Annotated in this window: 24 protein-coding genes; 4 read left to right on the forward strand and 20 right to left on the reverse strand. The window is 57.2% G+C overall.

The features are described 5' to 3' along the window. Positions 1-10: 10 nt before the first annotated feature. The 4 genes from cysE to K9U38_RS13045 form a co-directional block, all read right to left on the reverse strand. A complete protein-coding gene (cysE, locus tag K9U38_RS13030; protein ID WP_224494770.1) occupies positions 11-835 on the reverse strand; it encodes a serine O-acetyltransferase in 825 nt (274 codons plus the stop codon). Between the two features lie 197 nt (positions 836-1,032). Continuing rightward, positions 1,033-1,803 (reverse strand): alpha/beta fold hydrolase, encoded by a 771-nt coding sequence (locus K9U38_RS13035; protein ID WP_224494771.1) that lies wholly within the window; start codon positions 1,801-1,803, stop codon positions 1,033-1,035. 93 nt (positions 1,804-1,896) lie between these two features. Next, positions 1,897-2,382 (reverse strand): DUF192 domain-containing protein, encoded by a 486-nt coding sequence (locus K9U38_RS13040; RefSeq protein WP_224494772.1) that lies wholly within the window; start codon positions 2,380-2,382, stop codon positions 1,897-1,899. A 9-nt stretch (positions 2,383-2,391) separates the two neighbouring features. After that, the gene (locus K9U38_RS13045; RefSeq protein WP_224494773.1) at positions 2,392-2,973 is read right to left on the reverse strand and encodes a cold-shock protein; all 582 of its coding nucleotides are present in this window, start codon (positions 2,971-2,973) and stop codon (positions 2,392-2,394) included. Positions 2,974-3,243: 270 nt separating this feature from the next. On the opposite strand from K9U38_RS13045, the gene K9U38_RS13050 reads away from it, so the two are divergent. Further along, positions 3,244-3,684 carry a VOC family protein gene (locus tag K9U38_RS13050; protein ID WP_224494774.1) on the forward strand — a complete coding sequence of 147 codons (441 nt, stop codon included), beginning with the start codon at positions 3,244-3,246 and terminating at the stop codon, positions 3,682-3,684. 3 nt (positions 3,685-3,687) lie between these two features. Here K9U38_RS13050 and K9U38_RS13055 read toward each other — a convergent pair whose 3' ends face one another. After that, complete coding sequence (locus K9U38_RS13055) at positions 3,688-4,743, reverse strand: M48 family metallopeptidase (protein WP_370631924.1); 1,056 nt, start codon at positions 4,741-4,743, stop codon at positions 3,688-3,690. Further along, on the reverse strand, positions 4,733-5,821 hold the full coding sequence (locus K9U38_RS13060; protein WP_224494776.1) for a YjgN family protein: 1,089 nt from the start codon (positions 5,819-5,821) through the stop codon (positions 4,733-4,735). Before K9U38_RS13060 ends, K9U38_RS13055 begins: the two co-directional genes overlap by 11 nt. 170 nt (positions 5,822-5,991) lie before the next feature. Here K9U38_RS13060 and K9U38_RS13065 point away from each other — a divergent pair, with 170 nt between their 5' ends. Beyond that, positions 5,992-7,524 (forward strand): acyl-CoA carboxylase subunit beta, encoded by a 1,533-nt coding sequence (locus K9U38_RS13065; RefSeq protein ID WP_224494777.1) that lies wholly within the window; start codon positions 5,992-5,994, stop codon positions 7,522-7,524. Positions 7,525-8,300: 776 nt separating this feature from the next. On the opposite strand, the gene K9U38_RS22025 is transcribed toward K9U38_RS13065, so the two are convergent. Together K9U38_RS22025 and K9U38_RS13070 are read right to left on the reverse strand one after the other, a co-directional pair. After that, complete coding sequence (locus K9U38_RS22025; protein WP_255607181.1) at positions 8,301-8,426, reverse strand: hypothetical protein; 126 nt, start codon at positions 8,424-8,426, stop codon at positions 8,301-8,303. 115 nt (positions 8,427-8,541) lie between these two features. After that, positions 8,542-8,721 carry a hypothetical protein gene (locus K9U38_RS13070; protein ID WP_224494778.1) on the reverse strand — a complete coding sequence of 60 codons (180 nt, stop codon included), beginning with the start codon at positions 8,719-8,721 and terminating at the stop codon, positions 8,542-8,544. Between the two features lie 78 nt (positions 8,722-8,799). On the opposite strand from K9U38_RS13070, the gene K9U38_RS13075 reads away from it, so the two are divergent. Beyond that, positions 8,800-8,937: a hypothetical protein gene (locus K9U38_RS13075; protein WP_224494779.1), complete on the forward strand. Its 138-nt coding sequence runs from the start codon at positions 8,800-8,802 to the stop codon at positions 8,935-8,937. A 46-nt stretch (positions 8,938-8,983) separates the two neighbouring features. On the opposite strand, the gene K9U38_RS13080 is transcribed toward K9U38_RS13075, so the two are convergent. The 9 genes from K9U38_RS13080 to K9U38_RS13120 form a co-directional block, all read right to left on the reverse strand. Further along, positions 8,984-9,349 (reverse strand): GFA family protein, encoded by a 366-nt coding sequence (locus K9U38_RS13080; protein WP_224494780.1) that lies wholly within the window; start codon positions 9,347-9,349, stop codon positions 8,984-8,986. 66 nt (positions 9,350-9,415) lie between these two features. Continuing rightward, entirely contained in the window at positions 9,416-10,594 is a 1,179-nt protein-coding gene (locus K9U38_RS13085; RefSeq protein ID WP_224494845.1) for a BaiN/RdsA family NAD(P)/FAD-dependent oxidoreductase, read from the reverse strand. Further along, entirely contained in the window at positions 10,594-11,388 is a 795-nt protein-coding gene (locus K9U38_RS13090; RefSeq protein WP_224494781.1) for a YdcF family protein, read from the reverse strand. Before K9U38_RS13090 ends, K9U38_RS13085 begins: the two co-directional genes overlap by 1 nt. A 2-nt stretch (positions 11,389-11,390) precedes the next feature. Beyond that, complete coding sequence (locus tag K9U38_RS13095) at positions 11,391-11,873, reverse strand: GNAT family N-acetyltransferase (protein ID WP_224494782.1); 483 nt, start codon at positions 11,871-11,873, stop codon at positions 11,391-11,393. Next, positions 11,864-13,345 carry an Asp-tRNA(Asn)/Glu-tRNA(Gln) amidotransferase subunit GatA gene (gatA, locus tag K9U38_RS13100; protein ID WP_224494783.1) on the reverse strand — a complete coding sequence of 494 codons (1,482 nt, stop codon included), beginning with the start codon at positions 13,343-13,345 and terminating at the stop codon, positions 11,864-11,866. The genes K9U38_RS13095 and gatA overlap by 10 nt, the downstream gene beginning before the upstream one ends. Before the next feature lie 12 nt (positions 13,346-13,357). Further along, positions 13,358-13,840 (reverse strand): GNAT family N-acetyltransferase, encoded by a 483-nt coding sequence (locus K9U38_RS13105; RefSeq protein WP_224494784.1) that lies wholly within the window; start codon positions 13,838-13,840, stop codon positions 13,358-13,360. A gap of 7 nt (positions 13,841-13,847) precedes the next feature. Beyond that, a complete protein-coding gene (gatC, locus tag K9U38_RS13110; RefSeq protein ID WP_224494785.1) occupies positions 13,848-14,135 on the reverse strand; it encodes an Asp-tRNA(Asn)/Glu-tRNA(Gln) amidotransferase subunit GatC in 288 nt (95 codons plus the stop codon). Between the two features lie 104 nt (positions 14,136-14,239). Next, the gene (locus K9U38_RS13115) at positions 14,240-15,841 is read right to left on the reverse strand and encodes a hypothetical protein (RefSeq protein ID WP_224494786.1); all 1,602 of its coding nucleotides are present in this window, start codon (positions 15,839-15,841) and stop codon (positions 14,240-14,242) included. A gap of 54 nt (positions 15,842-15,895) precedes the next feature. After that, positions 15,896-16,600 carry a metal-dependent hydrolase gene (locus K9U38_RS13120; RefSeq protein ID WP_224494787.1) on the reverse strand — a complete coding sequence of 235 codons (705 nt, stop codon included), beginning with the start codon at positions 16,598-16,600 and terminating at the stop codon, positions 15,896-15,898. A 140-nt stretch (positions 16,601-16,740) separates the two neighbouring features. On the opposite strand from K9U38_RS13120, the gene ruvX reads away from it, so the two are divergent. Then, entirely contained in the window at positions 16,741-17,241 is a 501-nt protein-coding gene (gene ruvX, locus K9U38_RS13125; RefSeq protein ID WP_224494788.1) for a Holliday junction resolvase RuvX, read from the forward strand. On the opposite strand, the gene K9U38_RS13130 is transcribed toward ruvX, so the two are convergent. The 3 genes from K9U38_RS13130 to K9U38_RS13140 all read right to left on the reverse strand — a co-directional run bounded on the left by K9U38_RS13130 (position 17,205) and on the right by K9U38_RS13140 (position 20,851). Continuing rightward, a complete protein-coding gene (locus tag K9U38_RS13130; protein ID WP_224494789.1) occupies positions 17,205-17,528 on the reverse strand; it encodes a DUF6105 family protein in 324 nt (107 codons plus the stop codon). The genes ruvX and K9U38_RS13130 overlap by 37 nt on opposite strands. A 540-nt stretch (positions 17,529-18,068) precedes the next feature. Next, on the reverse strand, positions 18,069-19,001 hold the full coding sequence (locus K9U38_RS13135; protein ID WP_224494790.1) for a Bug family tripartite tricarboxylate transporter substrate binding protein: 933 nt from the start codon (positions 18,999-19,001) through the stop codon (positions 18,069-18,071). A gap of 218 nt (positions 19,002-19,219) precedes the next feature. Then, the gene (locus K9U38_RS13140) at positions 19,220-20,851 is read right to left on the reverse strand and encodes an acyl-CoA dehydrogenase family protein (RefSeq protein WP_224494791.1); all 1,632 of its coding nucleotides are present in this window, start codon (positions 20,849-20,851) and stop codon (positions 19,220-19,222) included. Between the last annotated feature and the right edge of the window lie 121 nt (positions 20,852-20,972).

Genomic DNA, 20,972 nt, shown 5'->3' on the forward strand with positions numbered 1-20,972 from the left:
CTTCGATCGCCTATTCGAAATTGGTAACAAGTTGATCCATGGCACGCGAGGGTTCAGCGCAGCCGGTCTCCCCGACAACGCGGGCGGGAACCCCGGCAACGGTCACATTGTGCGGTACGGGCTTCAGTACAACGGAGCCGGCAGCAACCTTCGAGCAATGACCGATCTCGATATTGCCGAGAATCTTGGCGCCGGCACCGATCAGGACGCCGTGGCGAATCTTCGGATGACGATCGCCAGATTCCTTGCCCGTGCCGCCCAGAGTAACGTTCTGCAGGATCGAGACATTGTCTTCGATGGCAGCAGTCATGCCGACGACGATACCCGTGGCATGGTCAAAGAACACGCCCTGCCCCATGGGCACCTGCGGATGGATATCGGTTTGGAAAACCGATGATGAGCGGCTTTGCAGGTAGAGTGCGAAATCCTTGCGGCCCTCCCGCCACAGCCAGTGAGCCAGCCGGTGGGTCTGGATGGCCTGGAAGCCCTTGAAATAGAGGATCGGTTCAATGAAACGCGTGCAGGCCGGATCGCGATCGTAGACTGCCTGGATATCGACGCGCAGGATCTGCGACCAATCCGGATTGGCTTCCAGCATCGCCGTAAACGTTTGCCGGAGCAGTTCCGATTCCATGTCCGGGTGATCAAGGCGCTGGGAAATGCGGTGAATAACCGCCCCTTCGAGCGACTGGTGATTGAGAATCGTTGAATAGAGGAATGTCGCAAGCAGCGGCTCGTTGCGGATCGTTTCTTCGGCTTCCGCGCGGATCGCATGCCAAATCGGATCCATGTGCTGGATTGATCCGGTCATCTTAATCGGGCTGCTTGAAGGCATTTCCTAACTCCGGACATATGGCCAATATTAATGCTCCACATCAGAGCATACGGCAAAAATGATTCCTTGACACTTCAATTTCCAGAGCCGCCGGGCCAGAAATTTTGAAGGTTACTTTGATTTGCCTGAACATTGTTATTCAGGATCACCGTGCATGTAGCATTTTAGAGCGCTGACGGAAACCGTGATATTCCGTCTCAAAGCGGATGCCGCTTGAGGAACTCCAGAACGGCCTGCTTGAACACCTTGTCGCCAACGGCGAGCATGTGGTCGCGGTTGGGGATATCGATTGCTTCACCCTGCGGCATCAGCGCGGCCAGCCCTTGGGGGTTTCCGGCAATATCGTCTTTCGTTCCCACAGCAACGAGGGCGGGTTGCGCTATGCGCGCCATGTTCTCGGCGCTTATTTCTTCCTTGGACGTTATCACACAGGCCGCGAGGGCAATCTTGTCGCTCTTGGTCTTGTCTGCGAACATGCGAAACATCCTGCCGCGAGGATGCGTTATGGCTTCGGGATCGTCAGCAAGTAGCGCTTCAGCGATTGGCGACCAGTCGCCGGCACCTTCGACCATTCCGATACCCAATCCTCCGAAAACCAGGTCGTGAACGCGGTCCGGGTGCTGCAACGCGAGGAATGCGCTGATGCGTGCACCCATGGAATAACCCATGACATGCGCCTGTGCGATGCCAAGATGGTCGAGCAGCACAGCTGCATCGCCCGCCATCAGCGTCGGCGTGTAGACCGACATGTCATGTGGCTTGTCCGAATGACCGTGACCCCGGTTGTCGATCGCGATGGTGCGGTAGCCTGCGGCGGTCAAGGTCGGAATCCAGCCGGGCTGCACCCAATTGTAGAAGGCCGACGAGGCAAAGCCGTGGATCAGCAGTATCGGCTCGCCTTCGCCTTCATCCAGATAAGCGAGTTTAAGTCCGTCATTCTTGAAGAATTGCATGTCCTGGCCCTGCATGAGCAATTCCGGCAAAACTGGAAGCCGGTCCTGCGTCCGGAATTGCGTTGAGACAAAGGGATTGGAGAGTATGCCGGTGAAAAACGGTATGCCCTACTGCCCGATACGTTCAATAGCGGGATGCCGCACCTTGTCACCTATTGTCAAGCCAAGGCGACGTGCAGTACCGGTTTTGACCTCGACGACAAAGCGTGCGGGCTCGCCGGACGAGATGACATCACGGGAGAACGGTACCGCATTCTCACGGATTGCAATTATGCGGCCATTATTGTCGAGGAACAACATATCGAGGGCCGAGGGGGTGTTTTCCATCCACATGGTCACGAGGCGCGACCTGTCGAAGACAAACAGCATTGCGCTGTTGTCCTTGAGGTCTGTGCGAAACATCAGTCCGCGCTCACGCTCCTCTTCCGTGTCGGCGATCTCGACACCAAACGGCACATCCCCCCTGGCCGAATTGACGGTCAGTGGCGTCGCGTCGATTGGAAGGTGCATGGGGGTCTGGTCGAGCGCCAGAACTGGAATGATGGAGGAGACCAGAAGTGCAATTCCGGCCAGAATGGATAGCAGGCGGTTCATTGGTGAATTTCAGTGGGAAGACGGCAGCTGGGTGCCGATATCGGGATGAATCTCAGAGGCCATCAGGCCCTTTTCCCCGTGACCGAAGCGGATCAGCACAACTTGTCCGGGGCGCAGTTCAGTCAGTCCGAAGTGGCGCAGCGTTTCCATGTGGATGAAAATATCCTCAGTGCCCTCGCCGCGCGTGAGAAAGCCGAAACCCTTGGTGCGGTTGAACCACTTGACCAGCACACGCTCGAGACCGCTCGACGGGGTAACGGTGACGTGGGTCCGTACCGGCGGCATTTCCGTCGGATGGACGGCAGTCGAATTGTCCATCGACTTGACGTGGAAACACTGCATGCCGCGTTCGCCCTGCTTTACTTCACAGACGACGCGAGCACCCTCAAGCGCTGTCTGGAACCCATCGCGTCGCAGGCAGGTCACGTGAAGCAGGATATCGGGAAGGTCAGCATTGTCAGGTACAATGAAGCCGTACCCCTTGGCCACATCAAACCATTTTATCGCGCCGGAGATCTCAACGAGGTCCAAACCATCTCTCAGACTTTCGTCATCTGGGGAATGCCGGGCTGATACTGGTCTGTCTGACATGAAGCTAGCCCCTCCTCTCCTGCAACAAACACTGATTCTCTGGCTGAAGAATAACACCTGACCGAGGCCATAGAGCAAGTATCATCTGTAGGTTTTGTTAAAAACCACACGCAAATTTTGTGTTTATCCTCAACACGTTTTGTCCCGCGTACATCACAAGTTTGTGGAGCTAAGTATTAAGTGTTACGAAATGCATGGTGGTCCGCAAGCCCCCCAAAGGGAGGTGGTGGCCGCTTCAGTCGCCCATGAAAAACATATCGAAGGCACAAGATGCGCTATCTTCACACAATGGTCCGTGTCCGGGACATCGATGAGTCACTGGATTTCTATTGCAACAAGTTCGGCCTGGAGGAAATCCGCCGCACGGAAAACGAGAAAGGCCGCTTCACGCTCATCTTCCTTGCGGCGCCAGAAGACAAGGAAAGATCGCTGGCACAACGGGCTCCGGAACTCGAACTGACCTATAACTGGGATCCGGAGGAATATACCGGCGGGCGCAATTTCGGTCACCTCGCCTATGTCGTCGACAATATCTACGACACCTGCCAGAAGCTCCAGGATAAGGGGGTCGTCATCAACCGTCCGCCACGCGACGGTAACATGGCGTTCGTCCGCTCCCCCGACGGCATTTCGATCGAACTGCTGCAGAAGGGAGCGGCGCTGCCGCCGCAGGAGCCCTGGCTATCGATGCCGAATACCGGCACCTGGTAGATGTCAGTGCGCTGACCGCAATTCCCGCGCATACTCGTGCACCGCCTTGCGGCGCTCGGGTGTGCCGGGATGCGTGGCCAGAATGTTCGTTCCGCTGCCGTCACGAAGTCTTGTCTCGAGAAGCATGAAGAACCGGCCGATTGCTTCGGGATCGTATCCCGCCTTGGCCATCAGTTGGACACTGTGCCGGTCGGCGTCCGCCTCTTGCGAGCGAGAGTAAGAGAGGGCCAACAACCCGCCGCCTTGCACGAGGATATCCTCCGCGCCACTGCCAATGTCGCCGCCAATCAGCATGATCAGGCCTGCAGCGCCCATCGAACGATAAAACTGCCTGAGACTGTGCTCGAGTTCGACATGGCCAATCTCATGCGCCAGCACCCCGAGCAGCAATTCAGAGTCGCCGTCTGCAAGTTTCACGAGTTCGTCCGTGATGATGATCGTACCATTGGGCAAAGCGAAAGCGTTGGGCCCGATCATTCCACCTTGCCGGAACTCGAGGCTGAATTTGCCCGCACCCGGTCCAGATCGGGCAGTCAACCGTTCAAATCCTTCCCGCAATCGCGATTGCTCGACAGCGGAAAGTGCCGTGGTATCGAAAGCAGTGGCATCCAGTGCCTGTAGCGTACCCTGGGCCATCATCTCCGGCACGACAGGCGGCGTCACGGCGACGGCCAGTTCAACGAGGGCCGGCAGCGCAAAGCGGTAAATTGCAACGATGAAAATCAGCGCCATCAAGGCGAAGACAACCAGACGCGGATGAAATCGCTCCGCACGATGGATCCAGCCAGGGCGCTTGCCCGCTATGATGGCCACGACCGCATCGATCGCTGCATTGTCTGACGTCTCGAACACGCTGCCATTGGCGAGCGTCACCCTGCGCGGCACGTTGCCAACCCGATCCGTCACAATTGTCTCGGAAAAGGATCCGGACGCCAGCACCGCACCATCATCCGCCAGGATTGACATGGACGTCTCTCGAACCAAGAGGGACGCCGTGACTGAACGGTTTGATTGCTCCGGATACCAGATGCCCGAGATCGGCTGGGGATCAGAAGGCAACAGCAATGCCCTCGATGTCCATGAACTCTGCGCCTACAGCAGACCCTGTATCCTTGATCGTCGAGAGGATTTCACCGATTTCGCCATCGAAACCCATTTCGGTATGGGTCGCCTGAAAGCGGGCCATCCGAATCGTGGCCCAGGGTCGCATGAGACCCAAGGTTGCAATCGTGAGGATAAGATTGGAAATGACAACCCATACAAATCGCCAGCGCGGCATGTCGGACAACAGGTAATGGCGTCCATCGAACGTCGTTGCGCTATATCCGACATTGCGCACACCTGCGGAATAGAGGCCCTGTACAATGCTCCCCATCACGAAGATCGATAGATACAGCAGAACCAGGGTCGCCACACTGCCGAAAGGGCTTCCGGTGCCAGTGGCGGTCGACAGTGTCTCGATTTGGGAGATCAATATCGGGAAGATGATGGCGGTGACAAGTATCCACCCACCTATGGCGACGAGCGCCGGCAACCACCAGATCGAGTAAAGATCACCAAGCATCGGCTTCGTTTTTACTCCCCGCCCGCCGTAAGTCAGATTGCCCAGTATATAATGCAGCATCCACCGGCTCGCGATCGGAGCACATATCCCCAACGTAATTCCTGCGATGACGGGCCCCAGGAAAAACGCTTTCACTGCGCCCCAATAACTGCCGGTGAAGTCAAACCGCACGTTGCGATAGCTCGTGACGCGTGCATTAAATCGCAATCCGCGAGCAAGGAGCCATGGTATGGCGATGCCGAAAATTATGGCGAGAACAATACCGAGTGCAGGCGCAAAGGTTAACACGACATTGTAGAGAATTATGCCACCAATAACGATGATCTGACCAATGAGAATTTGTTTTGGCCGCGCGTGATAATCAAATCGTCCATCCGCCAGCGCCGTGTTGCCGTACATGTATCTGTTGCGTCTGACTTTTGCCCAGGCGTAATAAATTCCCAAGGTAATGATCGTCAGAAGGACATTGACGATCCAGATACCGAAATATTCTTTTGCATTTCCAGTGAATGTGAAACGGTGCCTGCTGTATCTGTCATCACGGCCAAATTGAACGTGGTCCGAGTATGCCATGTTTCCCCCGAAACAAGTGTTGCGTCGTAAAACCCCGGGTTCTGCTTAGCGTGCATTGCTTTGAGCTTGCAATGCTACTTCCGGATGAGACGCGTTCTTGATCGTGGATAAAGCTGCTTCCAAGCATTCGCCTCTCCTGTTATCAGAAACGACCAAATGAGGAGGATGCCATGAAGGACGTGCTGATCGAGCTTGAGCGACGCAGGAACATTGCCCGTGAAGGTGGCGGCAAGGCGCGCATCGCGGCGCAGCACAAGCGTGGCAAGCTCACGGCGCGCGAACGCATCGACATCTTCCTCGATGAGGGTTCATTCGAGGAGTTCGACACATTTGTCGAGCATCGCTCTACCGATTTTGGCATGGAAGAAACGAAATTTGCCGGCGATGGCGTCGTCACCGGCTGGGGCACGATCAATGGCCGCACGGTCTTCGTCTTCGCCAAGGACTTCACGGTCTTCGGCGGCTCGCTTTCTGAAGCCCATGCCGAGAAGGTGCAGAAGATCCAGGACATGGCCCTGCGCAATCGAGCGCCCGTCGTCGGTCTCTATGATGCGGGTGGAGCGCGCATTCAGGAAGGTGTGGCCGCACTGGGCGGCTATGCCGAGATCTTCCAGCGCAATGTTCTCGCCTCGGGCGTTATCCCCCAGATTTCCGTGATCATGGGTCCCTGTGCCGGCGGTGATGTCTATTCGCCGGCGATGACCGACTTCATATTCATGGTTCGCGACACGTCCTACATGTTCGTCACCGGTCCGGATGTGGTCAAGACCGTGACCAATGAGACCGTGACAGCCGAGCAGCTCGGCGGCGCTTCGGTCCACACCACCAAGTCGTCCATAGCCGATGGGGCATATGACAATGATGTGGTGGCGCTATTGCAGATGCGCCGCCTTATCGACTTCCTGCCTGCCTCCAATACCGCCGATATTCCGCAGATCGAATGCTATCAGCCGACCGAAGACCTCGATTATTCGCTCGACCGGCTGGTGCCCGACAATGCCAACAAGCCCTATGACATCAAGGAGCTGATCCGGAAGACTGTCGATGAAAGTGATTTCTTCGAGATTCAGGAAAGCTTTGCGCGCAATATCGTTGTCGGCTTCGGGCGTGTCGAAGGCCGGACGGTCGGTATCGTCGGCAATCAACCCATGGTGCTGGCCGGTGTTCTTGATAGCGATGCCTCGCGCAAGGCAGCGCGCTTTGTCCGCTTCTGCGATTGCTTCAATATCCCGATTGTGACCTTTGTCGATGTTCCCGGCTTTCTTCCCGGCACGGCGCAGGAATATGGCGGTCTCATCAAGCACGGCGCCAAACTGCTTTTCGCCTATGCTGAGGCAACAGTCCCGAAAATCACCGTCATCACGCGCAAGGCCTATGGCGGCGCCTATGACGTGATGGCGTCGAAGCATCTGCGTGGGGATATCAATTATGCATGGCCCTCCGCACAGATCGCGGTCATGGGTGCCAAGGGCGCCGTTGAAATCATCTACCGCAAGGACATTGGCGACGCCGAGAAAATCGCAGAACATACGAAGCGATACGAAGACCGCTTCCTGTCGCCATTCGTGGCCGCAGAGAGGGGTTATGTCGACGAGGTCATCATGCCCCACTCGACCCGAAAACGCGTATCGCGGGCATTGCGTATGCTCCGCAACAAGGATCTTGAAAACCCCTGGAAGAAACACGACAACATACCGCTTTGATCTGGCGCAAGATCGCTCACCGGCCAGATGATTGTATTGCGTTTCTGAAAAACGTGCTGATCGGCTCGAGAGCAGGCAGCGTCCGTATGTCGACAAACCCGAATGCGTCCGCCCGAATATCCGGCGGGCGCATCCAATGAAAGCCGTCGGCTTTCGTGGAGTCGCATCGTTTCGTCACGCTTCAGGAACAGAACGGCGACTATTTTGTCGGAACTTGGCTAGCTGAGAAAGTGAACCGGTGTTTCAGCGACGGAAGCTGAAACCACCGCTGGAATCCCGCAAAATCTGGGAAATTGTGCGATTGTCGCATGGCTCGCTCAACTTGGCGCTTGCCTTGAGGATTGCTGCCTTAGCCTTGGCCACTTGTGCCATCTTCAATACATTTGTTTCATTCAATGATGATGTATCATTAGTTATTGTTATCATTCTGCGATACCTCCACTCCAAAAACCACTCTTGCAAAGAGTAATCCTCGATAGGCACACGGCTATATTCAGTGTGCACTGCACTCTTGTATGAAAACTAAACCGATTTAACAAATCACTATTTGTATCGAATTTTGATGCATACTTGAATGAAACCAATGAATTGCAAATAGGTTCCTCACCTGTGAAGAAACACAGCTTTTGTTTTCAATTGCTGCAGCGCAACGAAACAAACTTTCGCTACGACGCGAAATTGTTTCAGAAAATTTCATAGCGCCAGAGCCTGGCCAAGTCGTGCTTTGACCAAGCGCTCACAGTCAATGTCGTGGCGAGTGCGCGATTGAATACCATTCAAGACGGCGGCATCGTCAGGGCAACCTGAATATTGGGAAGTTGCCCGACGGAAATGCCGTAGAAAATGTAAGCGCCAATCAGTGTAGCAATCGCGATTGCGATGATAACAGTATCGGGTCTCATGTCACCAAGTCCGCTATGATCAATCCTGCCATTCTAGCAAGTCGATACGCGGTTGAATGCACATCTTGGTGGGTTAACCCCTCTGGGCTAACTGCCCTCCTTTGCAGATGGACGGCTAATTTGCCTTGATCCCGACTTTGCTCTGGATCTCCTCGGCGGTTTCCTTGACGAAAAAGGTAAGGCCGGGCGTAGCCGTTACGATGTGTGTGCCCGTGCCATAGGGGTTGAAGGAGACGACGTGCGTGAAATTGAGTGTGAGGTGATCACCATTGACGTCGGTCAGCTTTATCCACATGGCCCTTAACTCCCTGTCTGACTAAACCAAGTACATCGTGGCCTCAGGGAAGCAGGATTCTCCCGATCAGGCAACATCATGATCCTGAACATGCGGGACCCTTCACCATCGCCCGAGAATGGCGACTTCTCGCCCTACGTGCGGGCCTATTGGCCAATGGCCGGGATCGTTGATGAAGGTTCGTGGACACCGTCAGTAGTCGAGCGTTCAAAATAAGCGGGGTTGGCCCCGCCAACATCCGCCAATTCCGTTCGCGGACTGACTACCAGAGATTTCTTCCGTCGATGATTTCCACCGGCAGGGAACCAATGTCGAAATCATCAAACAGGCGCACATTGACGCTTATCCGGGGATGATCCAGATCCGGTTTGTAGTCGGTCCAGGTGGGGACCTGCGAAAAGGTGCCACAACCGCAGACATTGCAGTGATGGTGCCTGTTCATACCGTTGCGGGCGTAGACAGCATCCGCTTCCGTCGCCACGGACAGCCTTACCTGCTCCAGCGTATAGTAGGCCCAGAGTGCTCCGCGCTTGGTGCAAAACGTGCATGTGCACCGGGTTGCCGTCGAAGGCGCTTCACTCACCTCGAATTTGATTGCGCCGCAATGGCAGCTTGCGAGAATAGCCATGAATTTCCTCCGCTGTGACTTCTCCACGCCACGTCTCCTGACAAAATCGGTCAGCAGCCGCCAGCCTCAAGCAGCCTGTCCCGCTACCCAGCCCGATGACCAGGCCCACTGGAAATTATAGCCACCAAGCCAGCCAGTTACGTCAACGACCTCACCGATGAAATAAAGTCCCTTCCGGGCTTTTGCCTCCATCGTTTTCTGATCGAGCCCGTCCGTTTCGACACCGCCAAGCGTTACCTCGGCCGTACGGTAGCCTTCTGATCCTGCTGGCTTCACCTGCCATTCATTGACCAATTTTTCCACGCGGAGAAGCTGCTTGTCGGCAAGATCCGCCAGATGACCTTCGATGCCGCTGCTGTCGGCGATCAGTTGCGCAAGGCGTTTTGGCAGCAGTTCGCCCAGCGCCGTTTGCAATGCCTGGCGCCCATTGCGCGTGCGGGCGGCGCGCAGCGCAGCGAAAACATTGATGCCGGGGAGCATGTCAACCGAGATCATGTCTCCTTCACGCCAGTAGGAGGATATCTGCAGGATCGAGGGTCCGCTCAGTCCGCGATGCGTGAACAACATGGCTTCGGCAAATCTTGTCTTGCCATGGCTGACAACCGCATCAACGGAAACGCCCGACAGGGGCTTCAGCGGTGCAAGCGTGTTCTCGTCGAAGGTAAGGGGAACGAGGGCCGGACGCGTCTCCGTCAGCGCTAGCCCGAATTGCCGGGCAACGTCATAGCCGAAGCCAGTCGCGCCCATCTTGGGGATGGATTTGCCTCCGCAAGCGATGACGAGCGACGCGCATCGCACCCGCCCACCGGACAGATCGACGACATAACCTTCTTCCGACGTTTCAATGGCATCGGCAGTCGTGTTCAGGCGCAGTTCCACCCCTGCCTGGTTCATTTCCGTGACGAGCATATCGATGATCTGTCTGGCCGATCCATCGCAGAAGAGCTGGCCGAGGGTCTTCTCGTGCCATGCGATCCCATAACGGTCGACGAAACCGATGAAATCGCGCTGGGTATAGCGGCGCAGCGCCGAAATGCAGAAGTGCGGATTCGTGCTGATATAATTCTGCGGTGCTGCATTGAGATTGGTAAAATTGCAGCGGCCGCCGCCGGAAATGCGGATCTTTTCGCCAGGCGCAGCTGCATGATCGATAATGATCACCGAGCGCCCACGTTTGCCCGCCTCGATGGCGCACATCATGCCCGCCGCACCGGCACCAATGATGAGTACGTCGATTTGCCGGATCATGGCGACGGCAACAGCTGGTCGGTGCGCCCGGCCATCCAATAGGCCAGTAGGCCAACCCATTCCCGCAGCGCTATCGACACGTTCTGCAGGGAGTCCATCGGATTGTCCCTGGACAGGCCAGCGGATTCCTTGCCGGACGTACGGTAATCCGACGGCCACGGCACCACCTCGAAGCCTGCCTTGCGGAACAGCCCGACCGAACGCGGCATGTGAAACGCCGATGTGATGAGCACCCAGGTTTCGCCCGGCTTGGCGTTCACCATCTCCTTTGTGAACAGGGCGTTCTCATAGGTATTGCGCGACTGGCTTTCCAGCATCAGTCGCCCGGGAGCGATGCCCAGGGCGGTCAGCAACCGCGGCGCAGTCACACCATCGCCTTCTCCCTCAAGGATCAGGTTGCCTGTGCCGCCAGTCACGACCACCTTTGCCTCAGGGTGACGCGCAGCCAGAACCGCCGCTTCGACCAATCGGTCGCCACTGGAATTCAGCTCATAGCCACCGCGCACGAGATTGACCCCACCCTCAAAACCGCCACCAAGAACCACGATCCCGGCGATCTGGTCCGGCAGGGAGTCAGGGCGCTGGAACCGGTTCTCAAGCGGGTGCATCATCAGGGCGCCAAGCGACGTCCACGCTCCGGCCGCCAGTACAAAAAGGGCACAGGCCGATGCCAGAATTGCGGTACGACGCCATTTCAGGACCAGCGCAACAACGGTCAGCGCCACCAGCAACACGGAAACATTGAGCGGCTGGGCAAAGAACCAGAAGATCTTTGAAAGGTAGAAGAACATCGTCAGCCCAGCTCCGCCAGCATTTTGACCTTGTTGATTTCCCGCTCGAGGCTGGTCGACCATTCAGGGCCCTGTTCGACGATCTCGAAACCTTCGCGCCGGTAGAGCCGGATCGCGCCGAGATTGCGCGCATGGGTGCTGATGCGCGCCTTGTCGTACCCAGCCTCTGCAATGGCTAATTTGATGGCGCGCAACAGTGACGAGCCTATCCCCTGGCCCTGTACGGCCGGTTCGACCCAAAGATCGGAGATGTAGTCATTGTCCTCATCGCGCGCGCCCCAACCGACAACGGCTCCGTCCGCGTCAGCCACCAGCACCTGATTGAACGACGTTTCTGCGAAAACCCGGAAGGCTTTCTCGACATGCGCCCGCATGCCCGGCAGTTCCGGCTCGAAGGAAAATATGTTCGACGCCCAGGCGCGGGCGCCGACTGCAGCGATGGCTGCAATGTCGGCTTCTGTCGCGCACCTGATCGTTACCACCATTTCGGCGCGTTGAACTTGCCTGCGGCCTGCTCGATCACATGGGCCGTCTGGAACAGCGTCTCCTCATCGAACGGCCGTCCGATAAGCTGCAGGCCGAGCGGCAGGCCCTTTTCATCCAGACCGGCGGGCACGGCAATTCCGGGAAGCCCCGCCATGTTCACCGTTACCGTAAAGATGTCGTTGAGATACATCTTCACCGGATCTGCTGCCAGATCCTGATCGGCAATGCCGAACGCGGCCGAAGGGGTCGCAGGGGTGAGAATGGCGTCGACGCCCGCATGGAACACGTCTTCGAAATCCTTCTTGATCAGCGTGCGTACCTTCTGCGCCTGGAGATAGTAGGCGTCGTAGTAGCCGGCGGAAAGCACATAGGTGCCGATCATGATGCGACGCTTGACCTCGTCGCCGAAGCCGGTGGCGCGCGTCTTCTCATACATGTCCACGATATCCCGGCCCGGCACGCGCAAGCCGTAGCGGACGCCGTCATAGCGGGCAAGGTTGGAAGATGCCTCCGCCGGGGCAACGATATAATAGGCGGGCAGTGCATATTTTGTGTGGGGCAGCGAAATGTCCACGATCGAAGCGCCAGCATCCTTCAGCCAGGCAATACCCTGCTGCCAGAGTTTTTCGATCTCTTCAGGCATCCCGTCGACACGGTATTCCTTTGGAATGCCGATCTTCAGTCCGGCAAGCGGCTTGCCGATCGCAGCCTCGTAGTCGGGCACTGCAATGTTGACCGATGTGGTGTCCTTTGCATCGACCGAGGCCATCGATTTCAACAGGATGGCCGCATCGCGCACGTCACGTGCGATCGGCCCGGCCTGATCAAGCGACGACGCAAAGGCGACAATGCCCCAGCGTGAGCAGCGGCCATAAGTTGGCTTGATGCCGACCGTACCGGTGAATGCCGCCGGCTGGCGGATCGAACCACCGGTGTCGGTAGCGGTGGCACCGGCGCAAAGGCGTGCCGCAACAGCTGCGGCGGAACCGCCGGATGAACCGCCGGGCACCAGATCCGCATTCGATCCCTTGGCGCGCCAGGGATTCTTCACCGGTCCGTAATAGGAGCTTTCGTTTGATGAGCCCATGGCGAACTCGTCCATGTTGAGCTTGCCCAGCATGACTGCGCCATCGGCCCACAAATTTGCAGTGACCGTCGATTCGTAATGCGGCTTGAATCCGTCAAGAATGTGCGAACAGGCCTGCGTATGCACGCCTTCGGTACCAAACAGGTCCTTGATGCCCAGTGGAATGCCTTCGAGCGCCCCGGCATTGCCGGCTGCAAGCCGCGCATCGGATGCCTTGGCCATGTCCAGCGCCTTTTCCGGCGTTGTGACGATATAGGCATTAAGCATATCGTTTGCGTTCTCGATCGCCTTGATATAGGCGCCGGTCAATTCGGTGGCAGTGATCGCCTTCGCTTTCAGCTGGTCGCGCGCCTCGGCAATGGTGAGAGCGGTCAGGTCAGTCATGTCTAGTCCTGTTTATTGGGCTGCCGTAAGGGCGAGCCGCTTTTCGTAAAATGCACTGTGTTCGGAATCGGGATAGTCCAGGAACACCCCGCAACGGGTAAATCCGGATCGTTCATAGAGGCGGTAGGCATCTGCGAAACCTGGTCCGGCGCCCGTTTCGAGGACGAGCCTGGTAACGCCCCTCTCCTTGGCAAGGCTGGTTATGGCCTCGAGCAGCGCCGAGCCGACACGTTGGCCGCGCACGCTGGGCCGTGTGAACATGCGCTTGACTTCGCCCAGGCCTTCGCCGTGCTCCTTCAACGCGCCGCAGCCGACTGCGCTCCCGCTCTCGTCCCGTGCCACAAAAACCGTCGTGTCGCTGCCAGCCATCTGTTCAACAGTCATCTTGAACTGGAACTCGATGGGCGAAAGCGGTAGCAGGTGCTCATTGAGATCGGCAACCAGCGCCCTGACATCGTCCTGCAGAGGCGTTTCGATGGCGACGGAAATAGCCATGGTCGCGTTACTCGACCACTTTCGGGACGACGAAGAAGTTCTCCTCGTGGATGGGTGCGTTGGCAACGATGTCGGCTGCCTTGTTGCCGTCATTCACCTCGTCCTGACGCTTCTTCATGGCCATGGGCGTTACCGACGTCATCGGCTCCACGCCCTCGACATTAACCTCATTCAACTGCTCGACAAAGCCGAGGATTGCGTTCAACTGGCCAGTCATGCGGGTCGCGTCATCTTCGCTCACGGCAATCCGAGCAAGATGCGCAACGCGTTTGACGGTGGAAATATCGACAGACATAGGGAATTCCTGAATTCGACGTTCATTTCTACAGAGCTTCTGTTCCCAGAGCTATAGTGTCCGTTGCGAACGAGTGCAACGGACAAGAAGGCCCGAGGCAGACCTTACTGCGCGGGTGGTGTGCCGGACTGATTGTCGTCGCCGGCATCGGGGTTGATGACATTGTCGTCCAGCGTGACACCACCATCCAGCAAGTCGTCGCCTGAGGGCTCATCAACTGGATCAGGACCCTTGACGGGATTGCCATTGATGCTCACGGAGCCATCGGCCTTTTGATCAACGATCCACTGGATGCGTCCGTTGGGCAATTGCGTGCCGAAATCCTTGGCGAGCTTGGCAAACACGATGTAGTCCTTGATCTCGGGCTCCTGTTCGGACGCCTTCGTCAAGCGCTCGAGGGCAGCATCGAACCCTGTCATCTCCCAGGTCGTCCGGCTTTCCGGCTTCATCGCAACCAGGGAAATCTCGCCCTCGACGGTAAGCTCCGTATCGGCGGTGCGCAAAAGGCTCTTGTCGATGACGACTTTTGGCGGATTGACCATAAAGGCTGCGGCCGTGTTCGCCTCGAATTCATCGGAGAACGGCTTTTCCCGGTTCAGGTCCATATCCGAGATCGCGGCCCTCGCAATCGTGTCCAGGTCGACACCCTCTGTTCCAAATGCCAGTTCCAGGTCGGTCGGAAGAAATGGCAGGCTCCACTCGGGTATCGGTAATGACGGATATTTCAGGCCATTCGTACGCAAGGCATAATGGTATTCGCCATTCTTGCTGACGCCGTCGAAATTCAGTTCCTGGGAGATTTTGTTCGCGGAGAAGGATCCAAGCGGCGTTGCAACATCAAGACCGGCGAGATGATAGGCCCCGGACAGCTTGTCCCAGAGCGGCAGAGCAGCAAGGAGCTTCGTTTTGAGTTCCGACTGGTCGGCACTCTTCAGCGTCTTTTCCCCGGTATGGGCAACGAAAAAGGCCCAAAGGTCCAGCAGTTCGAGATTGCGAACCCCCTTTCCATCGGCATTGACACCCAGTTCAGCGCCGTGAATGACCACTTTCATCGCCTCTTGCGAAACCGCGCCATTGCCGTCAGTTGCAGTATCGTCCGCCGGCGGCGGCGATTTGATGATCATGGTCTCCTGGAAGTCGGTTGCGGACTGGTTGTTGTTGAAATCTACGCCGCCTGTCGTGGCCGCAGTCCCGATCAGTTCGCCTTTCGCGGATTTGGCGCTAGCATCGACATCTTGGGTAGGACTTGTCGACTTCATCTTGAACGCGCCGTAGGAAAACGATGCCTTGGAAAAAGCGCCGATCCTCGGATCGAAAATGCCGGTCATGTTCGCGTCGTCAACGGACCACCGAACCGATTCCGGTCCCGCGGGCGTCGTTGTTTCAACTGACCCACCCGGCCACGCCGTTGAGGTGACGCTCCAGGAACCATCGGCGAGCGGTTTCGTCAGGAGACTGTATTCGCCGAAATCCCCCTTGAAATAGTCCTGCTTGGGCAAGGATTCGAGCAATTTTGCTGTGTTGAAGGTGACGCGATAGCCGTCGGTCCCTGGCACGACGTTGAGGATTTTCTTCTCGATCGCCGAACTGCCGAAATATTTCGAAAGGGTTTTGGCGAGTTCATCCGCCCCCTTGGCGTCAATCGCCTGTGCGAAGACAGGCGTCGTGGCGGCCACCATGCAGGAAATCAGAAGCAGTCTGCGCACATTACTCTCCCAGCGGTATCATCCAGTGTTTGTCGCTGCTTTAGCAAGCTTGCGTCAAACCGTAAAATGCTCATTTGTCTTGGGGACAATCACCTCGCTCCCGCCTCCGTCCATACCGGCGACGAACTTCTCCGGCGTCGCATCGATGATCGGGAACGAGCCGTAGTGGCATGGAATTGCCTTCGCGAACTTGAAATAGCGCCGCGCCGCAAGCGCCGCGACTGCTCCGCCCATGGTAAAGCGGTCGCCAATCGGGACGATGCCGATTTCCGGCTGGTGCAACTCATTGATCAGGGCCATATCCGAGAAAATGTCCGTGTCACCCATATGGTAAAGCGTCGGCTCACTGTCGAAATGCAGAATGATGCCATTGGCATTGCCGAGAGAATGGGAAACCCCATCCTCGGTCATATGGGCGGACGAGTGCAGTGCATTGACATAGGTCACTGTGAAACCGTCATAGGAGACGGTGCCTCCCGTGTTCGTCGGATCGACGCGGGCGACGCCGCGGTTGTTCAGCCAAGTCACGAGATCGGCATTGCCGGTGACCAGCGCTCCGGTATCCTTGGAAAGCTGGATCGTATCACCGACATGATCGCCGTGCCCATGCGTCAGTACAATGTGGTTGACCCCCTTGGCCGCTTCCTTGAAGTCGACGCCTTTTGCGCCGGGATTTCCGTTCAGAAACGGGTCGATCAGAATGGTGTTACCCGCGGTTTCGATGCGGAACGCCGAATGGCCGAGCCAGGTTATTTTCATGATCTTATCCCTTCAAGTGCATGTGAATCCTCGCCACAGCGCTTTAATACCGCTATGTGACAGACGTTAATACCGCTACGTGACGGACATTGCAGATTAAAACGATCTATAGGCCGACATTTCAAGTACGGGATATCAAATTGACGATACTGACGATTGAAGAACTGGAAGATCACGTCGCCGCCGGCAAGACCCTTGCTGGTCTCGACCTCGGTACGAAGACGATCGGCATCGCCATATCGGATCTCGGTTTTTCGTTCGCCAATCCTCGCCCCGTGCTCAGGCGCAGCAAGTTCACCCATGACGCGCAGGACCTCCTGAAGGCCTTGAGCACTGATAATGTCGGCGCAATTGTGATTGGATTGCCCGTGAACATGGATGGGTCCGAGGGTCCGCGTGTGCAGGCAACCCGCGCTTTTGTCCGCAACATGGAGAAGCTGACCGACCTGCCCTTCGTCTATTGGGACGAGCGGCTGTCGACTGTGGCCGCGGAACGCGCTCTGATCGGTATGGATGTGTCGCGGCAGAAGCGTGCCGACCGCATCGATTCAGCGGCCGCTGCCTTCATTTTGCAAGGTGCGCTCGATCGCCTGCAGAGCCTGCGTCAGGAAACGGATACCGACGGCATTTCCTTCACATAGGAAGCGCGTGCTGCACGCCATGCCTTTGCCCAGGCGATGATTTGCCGGCGGCGGCGGAATGCGATGAGGCACAGGACCAGGCCGGTATCGACGATGCAAGCGCGCGCAACCAGCGGTGGAATACTCTCTGGCGCGATCCCCAGCGCATTGCCGTAAATCCTGAAAACCAGGTCATGCATGTCGCGGCTGAAAAAATACATGCCCATGCTCAGATCGTAGTAGGACAGGAAGTACCATCCCCACAAGAAGCCCAGCGGTCCCGCCCAGAAAATCAGGAAGCTGCGCATTCAGTTTCTCCTCGTTCGGATGGACATCATCATTTTTTCTTAACCCTGCGTTTTTGCAGTGCATTTTCGACTGTTAGTGATATCGTTTAAGAAGCGAACGGCAACGTAAACCGTTTGTTAAGGTTAATTTACGAAAATTTAATTCAAATTGAACGTATTAGCGAGCCCCCTTTCGAGCCGGGGATGCAATTTTCTGGTGCCTGATCGGAATTTTTTGGCAAAACGGTACGATGCACGCGATGCGTGCACCGTGTGCCAAGTCAGATGATCATGACCAACCTGGGATCCGTTGAAATTCGACGTCACGACGCGCCGAGAATGTTGATTTTCGAGAATCGGAGCGCAGTGAGCCTATGGCTCATGAGCACCGGCGCACGGTAAGAACGCCCTTTGGACGGTCATGGAGCGAATATCTACAGAGCCCTAGTTGTATCGACCTATCTTTTGCGAAAGCGAATGCGCGCCTTGGCGCATGCGTACGGGAATAACCCTCGTCGCGCTAACCACGCAGACACCTCATCAGAGGGCCCCCAATCAAGGCTAGACACTGGCGGTTTTCATGAGTCGCGCCGTAACTTCACTCTCGCTTTCCACGAAACGCACGAACTCGGGTTGCGTCATGCTCATTGGCTCGCCTCCGTGTTTAGCGATCCACTCGCGCAGATCCGGCCTGGTGAGCATGCTCCCTATGTCATTCGCAAGCTTGTCAACCACGCCGGTCGGAGTGCCAGCCGGCACCCACATTCCATACCAAATAGGGAAGTCGAATCTGGCGACGATCGCCTCCGCGATAGTCGGTACCTCCCGGAGCAAGGTTGAGCGGCGAGCGGTACTCACCCCCAGCGCAATTAGTGTGCCCTCATGAATGTGGGGAAGAGCAAGAGAGATTGGCACCAAATAGTACGTGAAGCGCCCCGCGATCGCGTTGGCGATCGTATCGGCATTGGAATCGCTCGGTGACGGGGGCATATGCAGCGCCTTGATTCCGACCGCTTGATTGAATTTCTCGACTCCAACATGTGTGCCGGTGCCTATACCAGTGGATCCAAACTTGAGCTCACCAGGCTTCGCCTTCGCCGCCGCAATAAGTCCGTCGACGGTGGTGACGCCGGTCGCCTTGCCTGTGACGAGCACGTAGGCTTGCCTTGTAAGCGAAATGACCGGAATGAAATCCTTCAACGGATCATACTGGAGGTCTTTCAAGAGCGCCGCACTGTATGCCTGAGCATTGGTGTTGATCAGCAACGTGTGGCCGTCGGCCAGTGACTTCGCGACCTGGGCCGGGCCCGCAGTGGCTCCCGCACCTGTGACGTTCTCCACCGTCACCGGTTGACCCCACAGCTCAGAAAGCTTCGGGGCGAGGACGCGGGCCAACAGATCAGGCCCACCGCCGGCCCCGAACGGCTCAATTATGCGTACCGCCTTGGCCGGATAGTCTCGTGCGGACGCCCTCAGATTTGTTGCACTTCTCATCGTATCCTCATATCGGCACAGCCGACTGGAAATAGTAAAAAGCAACGCAATTGATCGAAGCGGTCAGTCCCAGCCTAACACAAGATGTCTTAATTCGGTCATCGATCTGCAGACCGCCATCAACTGCTATCTCGCCGAGCGCAACCGACAACCCAAATCGTCCGTTTGGAACACCGACCCGACGACATCATCGCCGCCGTCAAGTCACCGACTGTCCACTAGTTGGCTGAGGGATAAAGCGAATTGACGATGCTCTTGGCGTTATGGCGTGCATCGAGCATGCCGTAGGTCGTGCGCCACTGTCCGCCAAGTCGCGTTTCGATGAACGCGTCCGCGATGTCCTCCGACTGGAGATACCGCAATTCGGCACCGGCCGCCGCAAGGGCAAGCTGTTCCGTCAGGATCCGTGCCGCACCCTCGTCGTTTTCGGCAACGCGCATGGCGGCACGCAGGACTTCGACAGTGCCCTGCCCGCCGCGTCCGAGTTGTGCGCCGATCCAGTTCAGGACCTCATCGAAGAGCTGCGGTCCCCGCTTGAGCACCCGCAGCACGTCCAGGGCCATGACATTGCCCGATCCTTCCCAGATCGCATTGACCGGTGCTTCGCGATAGAAGCGGGCAAGATTACCCTCCTCGATGTAGCCATTGCCGCCAAGGCATTCCATCGCCTCGTAGAGCATGGCCGGGGCAATCTTCGCGACCCAATACTTGACGACGGGCGTCATGACGCGGGCAAACGCTGCTTCGCCGCGGTCCCTTGCGGCGTTGTCGAACGCCCGCGCCAGTCGAAGCGACAAGGCCGTTGCACCGGCAACGTCAAGTGCCATATCGGCGAGAACCCGCAGCATCAGCGGTTTGTCGATCAGCGGACCATCAAAGACGATGCGATGGCGCGCATGGTGAACCGCCTCGGCAAGCCCGACCCGCATCAACCCGGCGGAGGCGACGGCGCAGTCAAGCCGGGTCAGGGTCACCATGTCGATGATTGTCTTCACGCCGTCACCCGGATTGCCAACCATCTGGCCCAGCGCATTGTCGAACTCGACCTCGGACGACGCATTGGAACGGTTGCCGAGTTTTTCCTTCAGGCGCTGGAACCGAAAGCCGTTTGAGGACCCGTTCGGCAGGATGCGCGGCACGAGGAAACAGGAAAGGCCCTCGCGCGCCTGCGCCAGGATGAGGAAAGCATCCGACATCGGCGCAGACATGAACCATTTGTGGCCGGTGATCCGGTAAAAGCCGCTACCCGCCGGTTCAGCTCGCGTCGTATTGGTGTGAACGTCCGTACCGCCCTGCTTCTCGGTCATGCCCATGCCGAGGGTCAGGCTCGCCTTCTTCGCAGGCGGTTTGTTGCCCGAGTCATATTTGCGCGGCAGGATCAGCGGCGACCACTCGCGATAGAGTGTGGGCGCAGCCATGAGCGCAGCCAGCGATGCGCTCGTCATGGTCAGCGGACACAGATGCCCGCACTCCAGCTGGGCCGTGAGATAGAACCGAGCCGCGCGTGCCTGATGGCGTATCGCCGATTCCGGCGTGCCGTCTTCCCAGATCGACGAATGCAGTCCCTGTGCCACCGACCGGCGCATCAGCGCATGATAGGCGGGGTGATAGTCGACAACGTCAATCCGATGCCCCTGACGGTCGTGGGTGCGCAGTTTCGGCGCTTCGGTATTGGCGAGCCGGGCTAGATCCTGCGCATCGCCAGACAACACGAAACGACCGCCCTGCTCCAGTTCGGTGCGCGTGGTCTGGGGAAACCGCTTGGTGATCTGCATCAACAACGGATCACCGAGATAGGCATTGAGGCCGATCATCGAAGGCGTCTGGTTGAGAACGTCATGGGTTTTCAAGAAACTGTCCTGTTTCACATTTCAATGTTCGCGCTGTAGCCACGGCCCTGGCAACGCATTCAACTCTTTATGGGGTGAAGATTCTGACAAGCGGTTAATGCGCGCAGTATATGGACTCCGA

The organism is Phyllobacterium lublinensis (assembly GCF_020164435.1).
In the GTDB taxonomy this organism is placed as follows: domain Bacteria; phylum Pseudomonadota; class Alphaproteobacteria; order Rhizobiales; family Rhizobiaceae; genus Phyllobacterium; species Phyllobacterium lublinensis.

What these genes read in the sequence shown, in the direction of transcription:
- cysE (WP_224494770.1), bottom strand. Translation starts at nt 835, where the DNA reads ATGCCTTCAAGCAGCCCGATTAAGATGACCGGATCAATCCAGCACATG.
- K9U38_RS13035 (WP_224494771.1), bottom strand. Translation starts at nt 1,803, where the DNA reads ATGCAGGGCCAGGACATGCAATTCTTCAAGAATGACGGACTTAAACTC.
- K9U38_RS13040 (WP_224494772.1), bottom strand. Translation starts at nt 2,382, where the DNA reads ATGAACCGCCTGCTATCCATTCTGGCCGGAATTGCACTTCTGGTCTCC.
- K9U38_RS13045 (WP_224494773.1), bottom strand. Translation starts at nt 2,973, where the DNA reads ATGTCAGACAGACCAGTATCAGCCCGGCATTCCCCAGATGACGAAAGT.
- K9U38_RS13050 (WP_224494774.1), top strand. Translation starts at nt 3,244, where the DNA reads ATGCGCTATCTTCACACAATGGTCCGTGTCCGGGACATCGATGAGTCA.
- K9U38_RS13060 (WP_224494776.1), bottom strand. Translation starts at nt 5,821, where the DNA reads ATGGCATACTCGGACCACGTTCAATTTGGCCGTGATGACAGATACAGC.
- K9U38_RS13065 (WP_224494777.1), top strand. Translation starts at nt 5,992, where the DNA reads ATGAAGGACGTGCTGATCGAGCTTGAGCGACGCAGGAACATTGCCCGT.
- K9U38_RS22025 (WP_255607181.1), bottom strand. Translation starts at nt 8,426, where the DNA reads ATGAGACCCGATACTGTTATCATCGCAATCGCGATTGCTACACTGATT.
- K9U38_RS13070 (WP_224494778.1), bottom strand. Translation starts at nt 8,721, where the DNA reads ATGTGGATAAAGCTGACCGACGTCAATGGTGATCACCTCACACTCAAT.
- K9U38_RS13075 (WP_224494779.1), top strand. Translation starts at nt 8,800, where the DNA reads ATGATCCTGAACATGCGGGACCCTTCACCATCGCCCGAGAATGGCGAC.
- K9U38_RS13080 (WP_224494780.1), bottom strand. Translation starts at nt 9,349, where the DNA reads ATGGCTATTCTCGCAAGCTGCCATTGCGGCGCAATCAAATTCGAGGTG.
- K9U38_RS13090 (WP_224494781.1), bottom strand. Translation starts at nt 11,388, where the DNA reads ATGTTCTTCTACCTTTCAAAGATCTTCTGGTTCTTTGCCCAGCCGCTC.
- K9U38_RS13095 (WP_224494782.1), bottom strand. Translation starts at nt 11,873, where the DNA reads ATGGTGGTAACGATCAGGTGCGCGACAGAAGCCGACATTGCAGCCATC.
- gatA (WP_224494783.1), bottom strand. Translation starts at nt 13,345, where the DNA reads ATGACTGACCTGACCGCTCTCACCATTGCCGAGGCGCGCGACCAGCTG.
- K9U38_RS13105 (WP_224494784.1), bottom strand. Translation starts at nt 13,840, where the DNA reads ATGGCTATTTCCGTCGCCATCGAAACGCCTCTGCAGGACGATGTCAGG.
- gatC (WP_224494785.1), bottom strand. Translation starts at nt 14,135, where the DNA reads ATGTCTGTCGATATTTCCACCGTCAAACGCGTTGCGCATCTTGCTCGG.
- K9U38_RS13120 (WP_224494787.1), bottom strand. Translation starts at nt 16,600, where the DNA reads ATGAAAATAACCTGGCTCGGCCATTCGGCGTTCCGCATCGAAACCGCG.
- K9U38_RS13130 (WP_224494789.1), bottom strand. Translation starts at nt 17,528, where the DNA reads ATGCGCAGCTTCCTGATTTTCTGGGCGGGACCGCTGGGCTTCTTGTGG.
- K9U38_RS13135 (WP_224494790.1), bottom strand. Translation starts at nt 19,001, where the DNA reads ATGAGAAGTGCAACAAATCTGAGGGCGTCCGCACGAGACTATCCGGCC.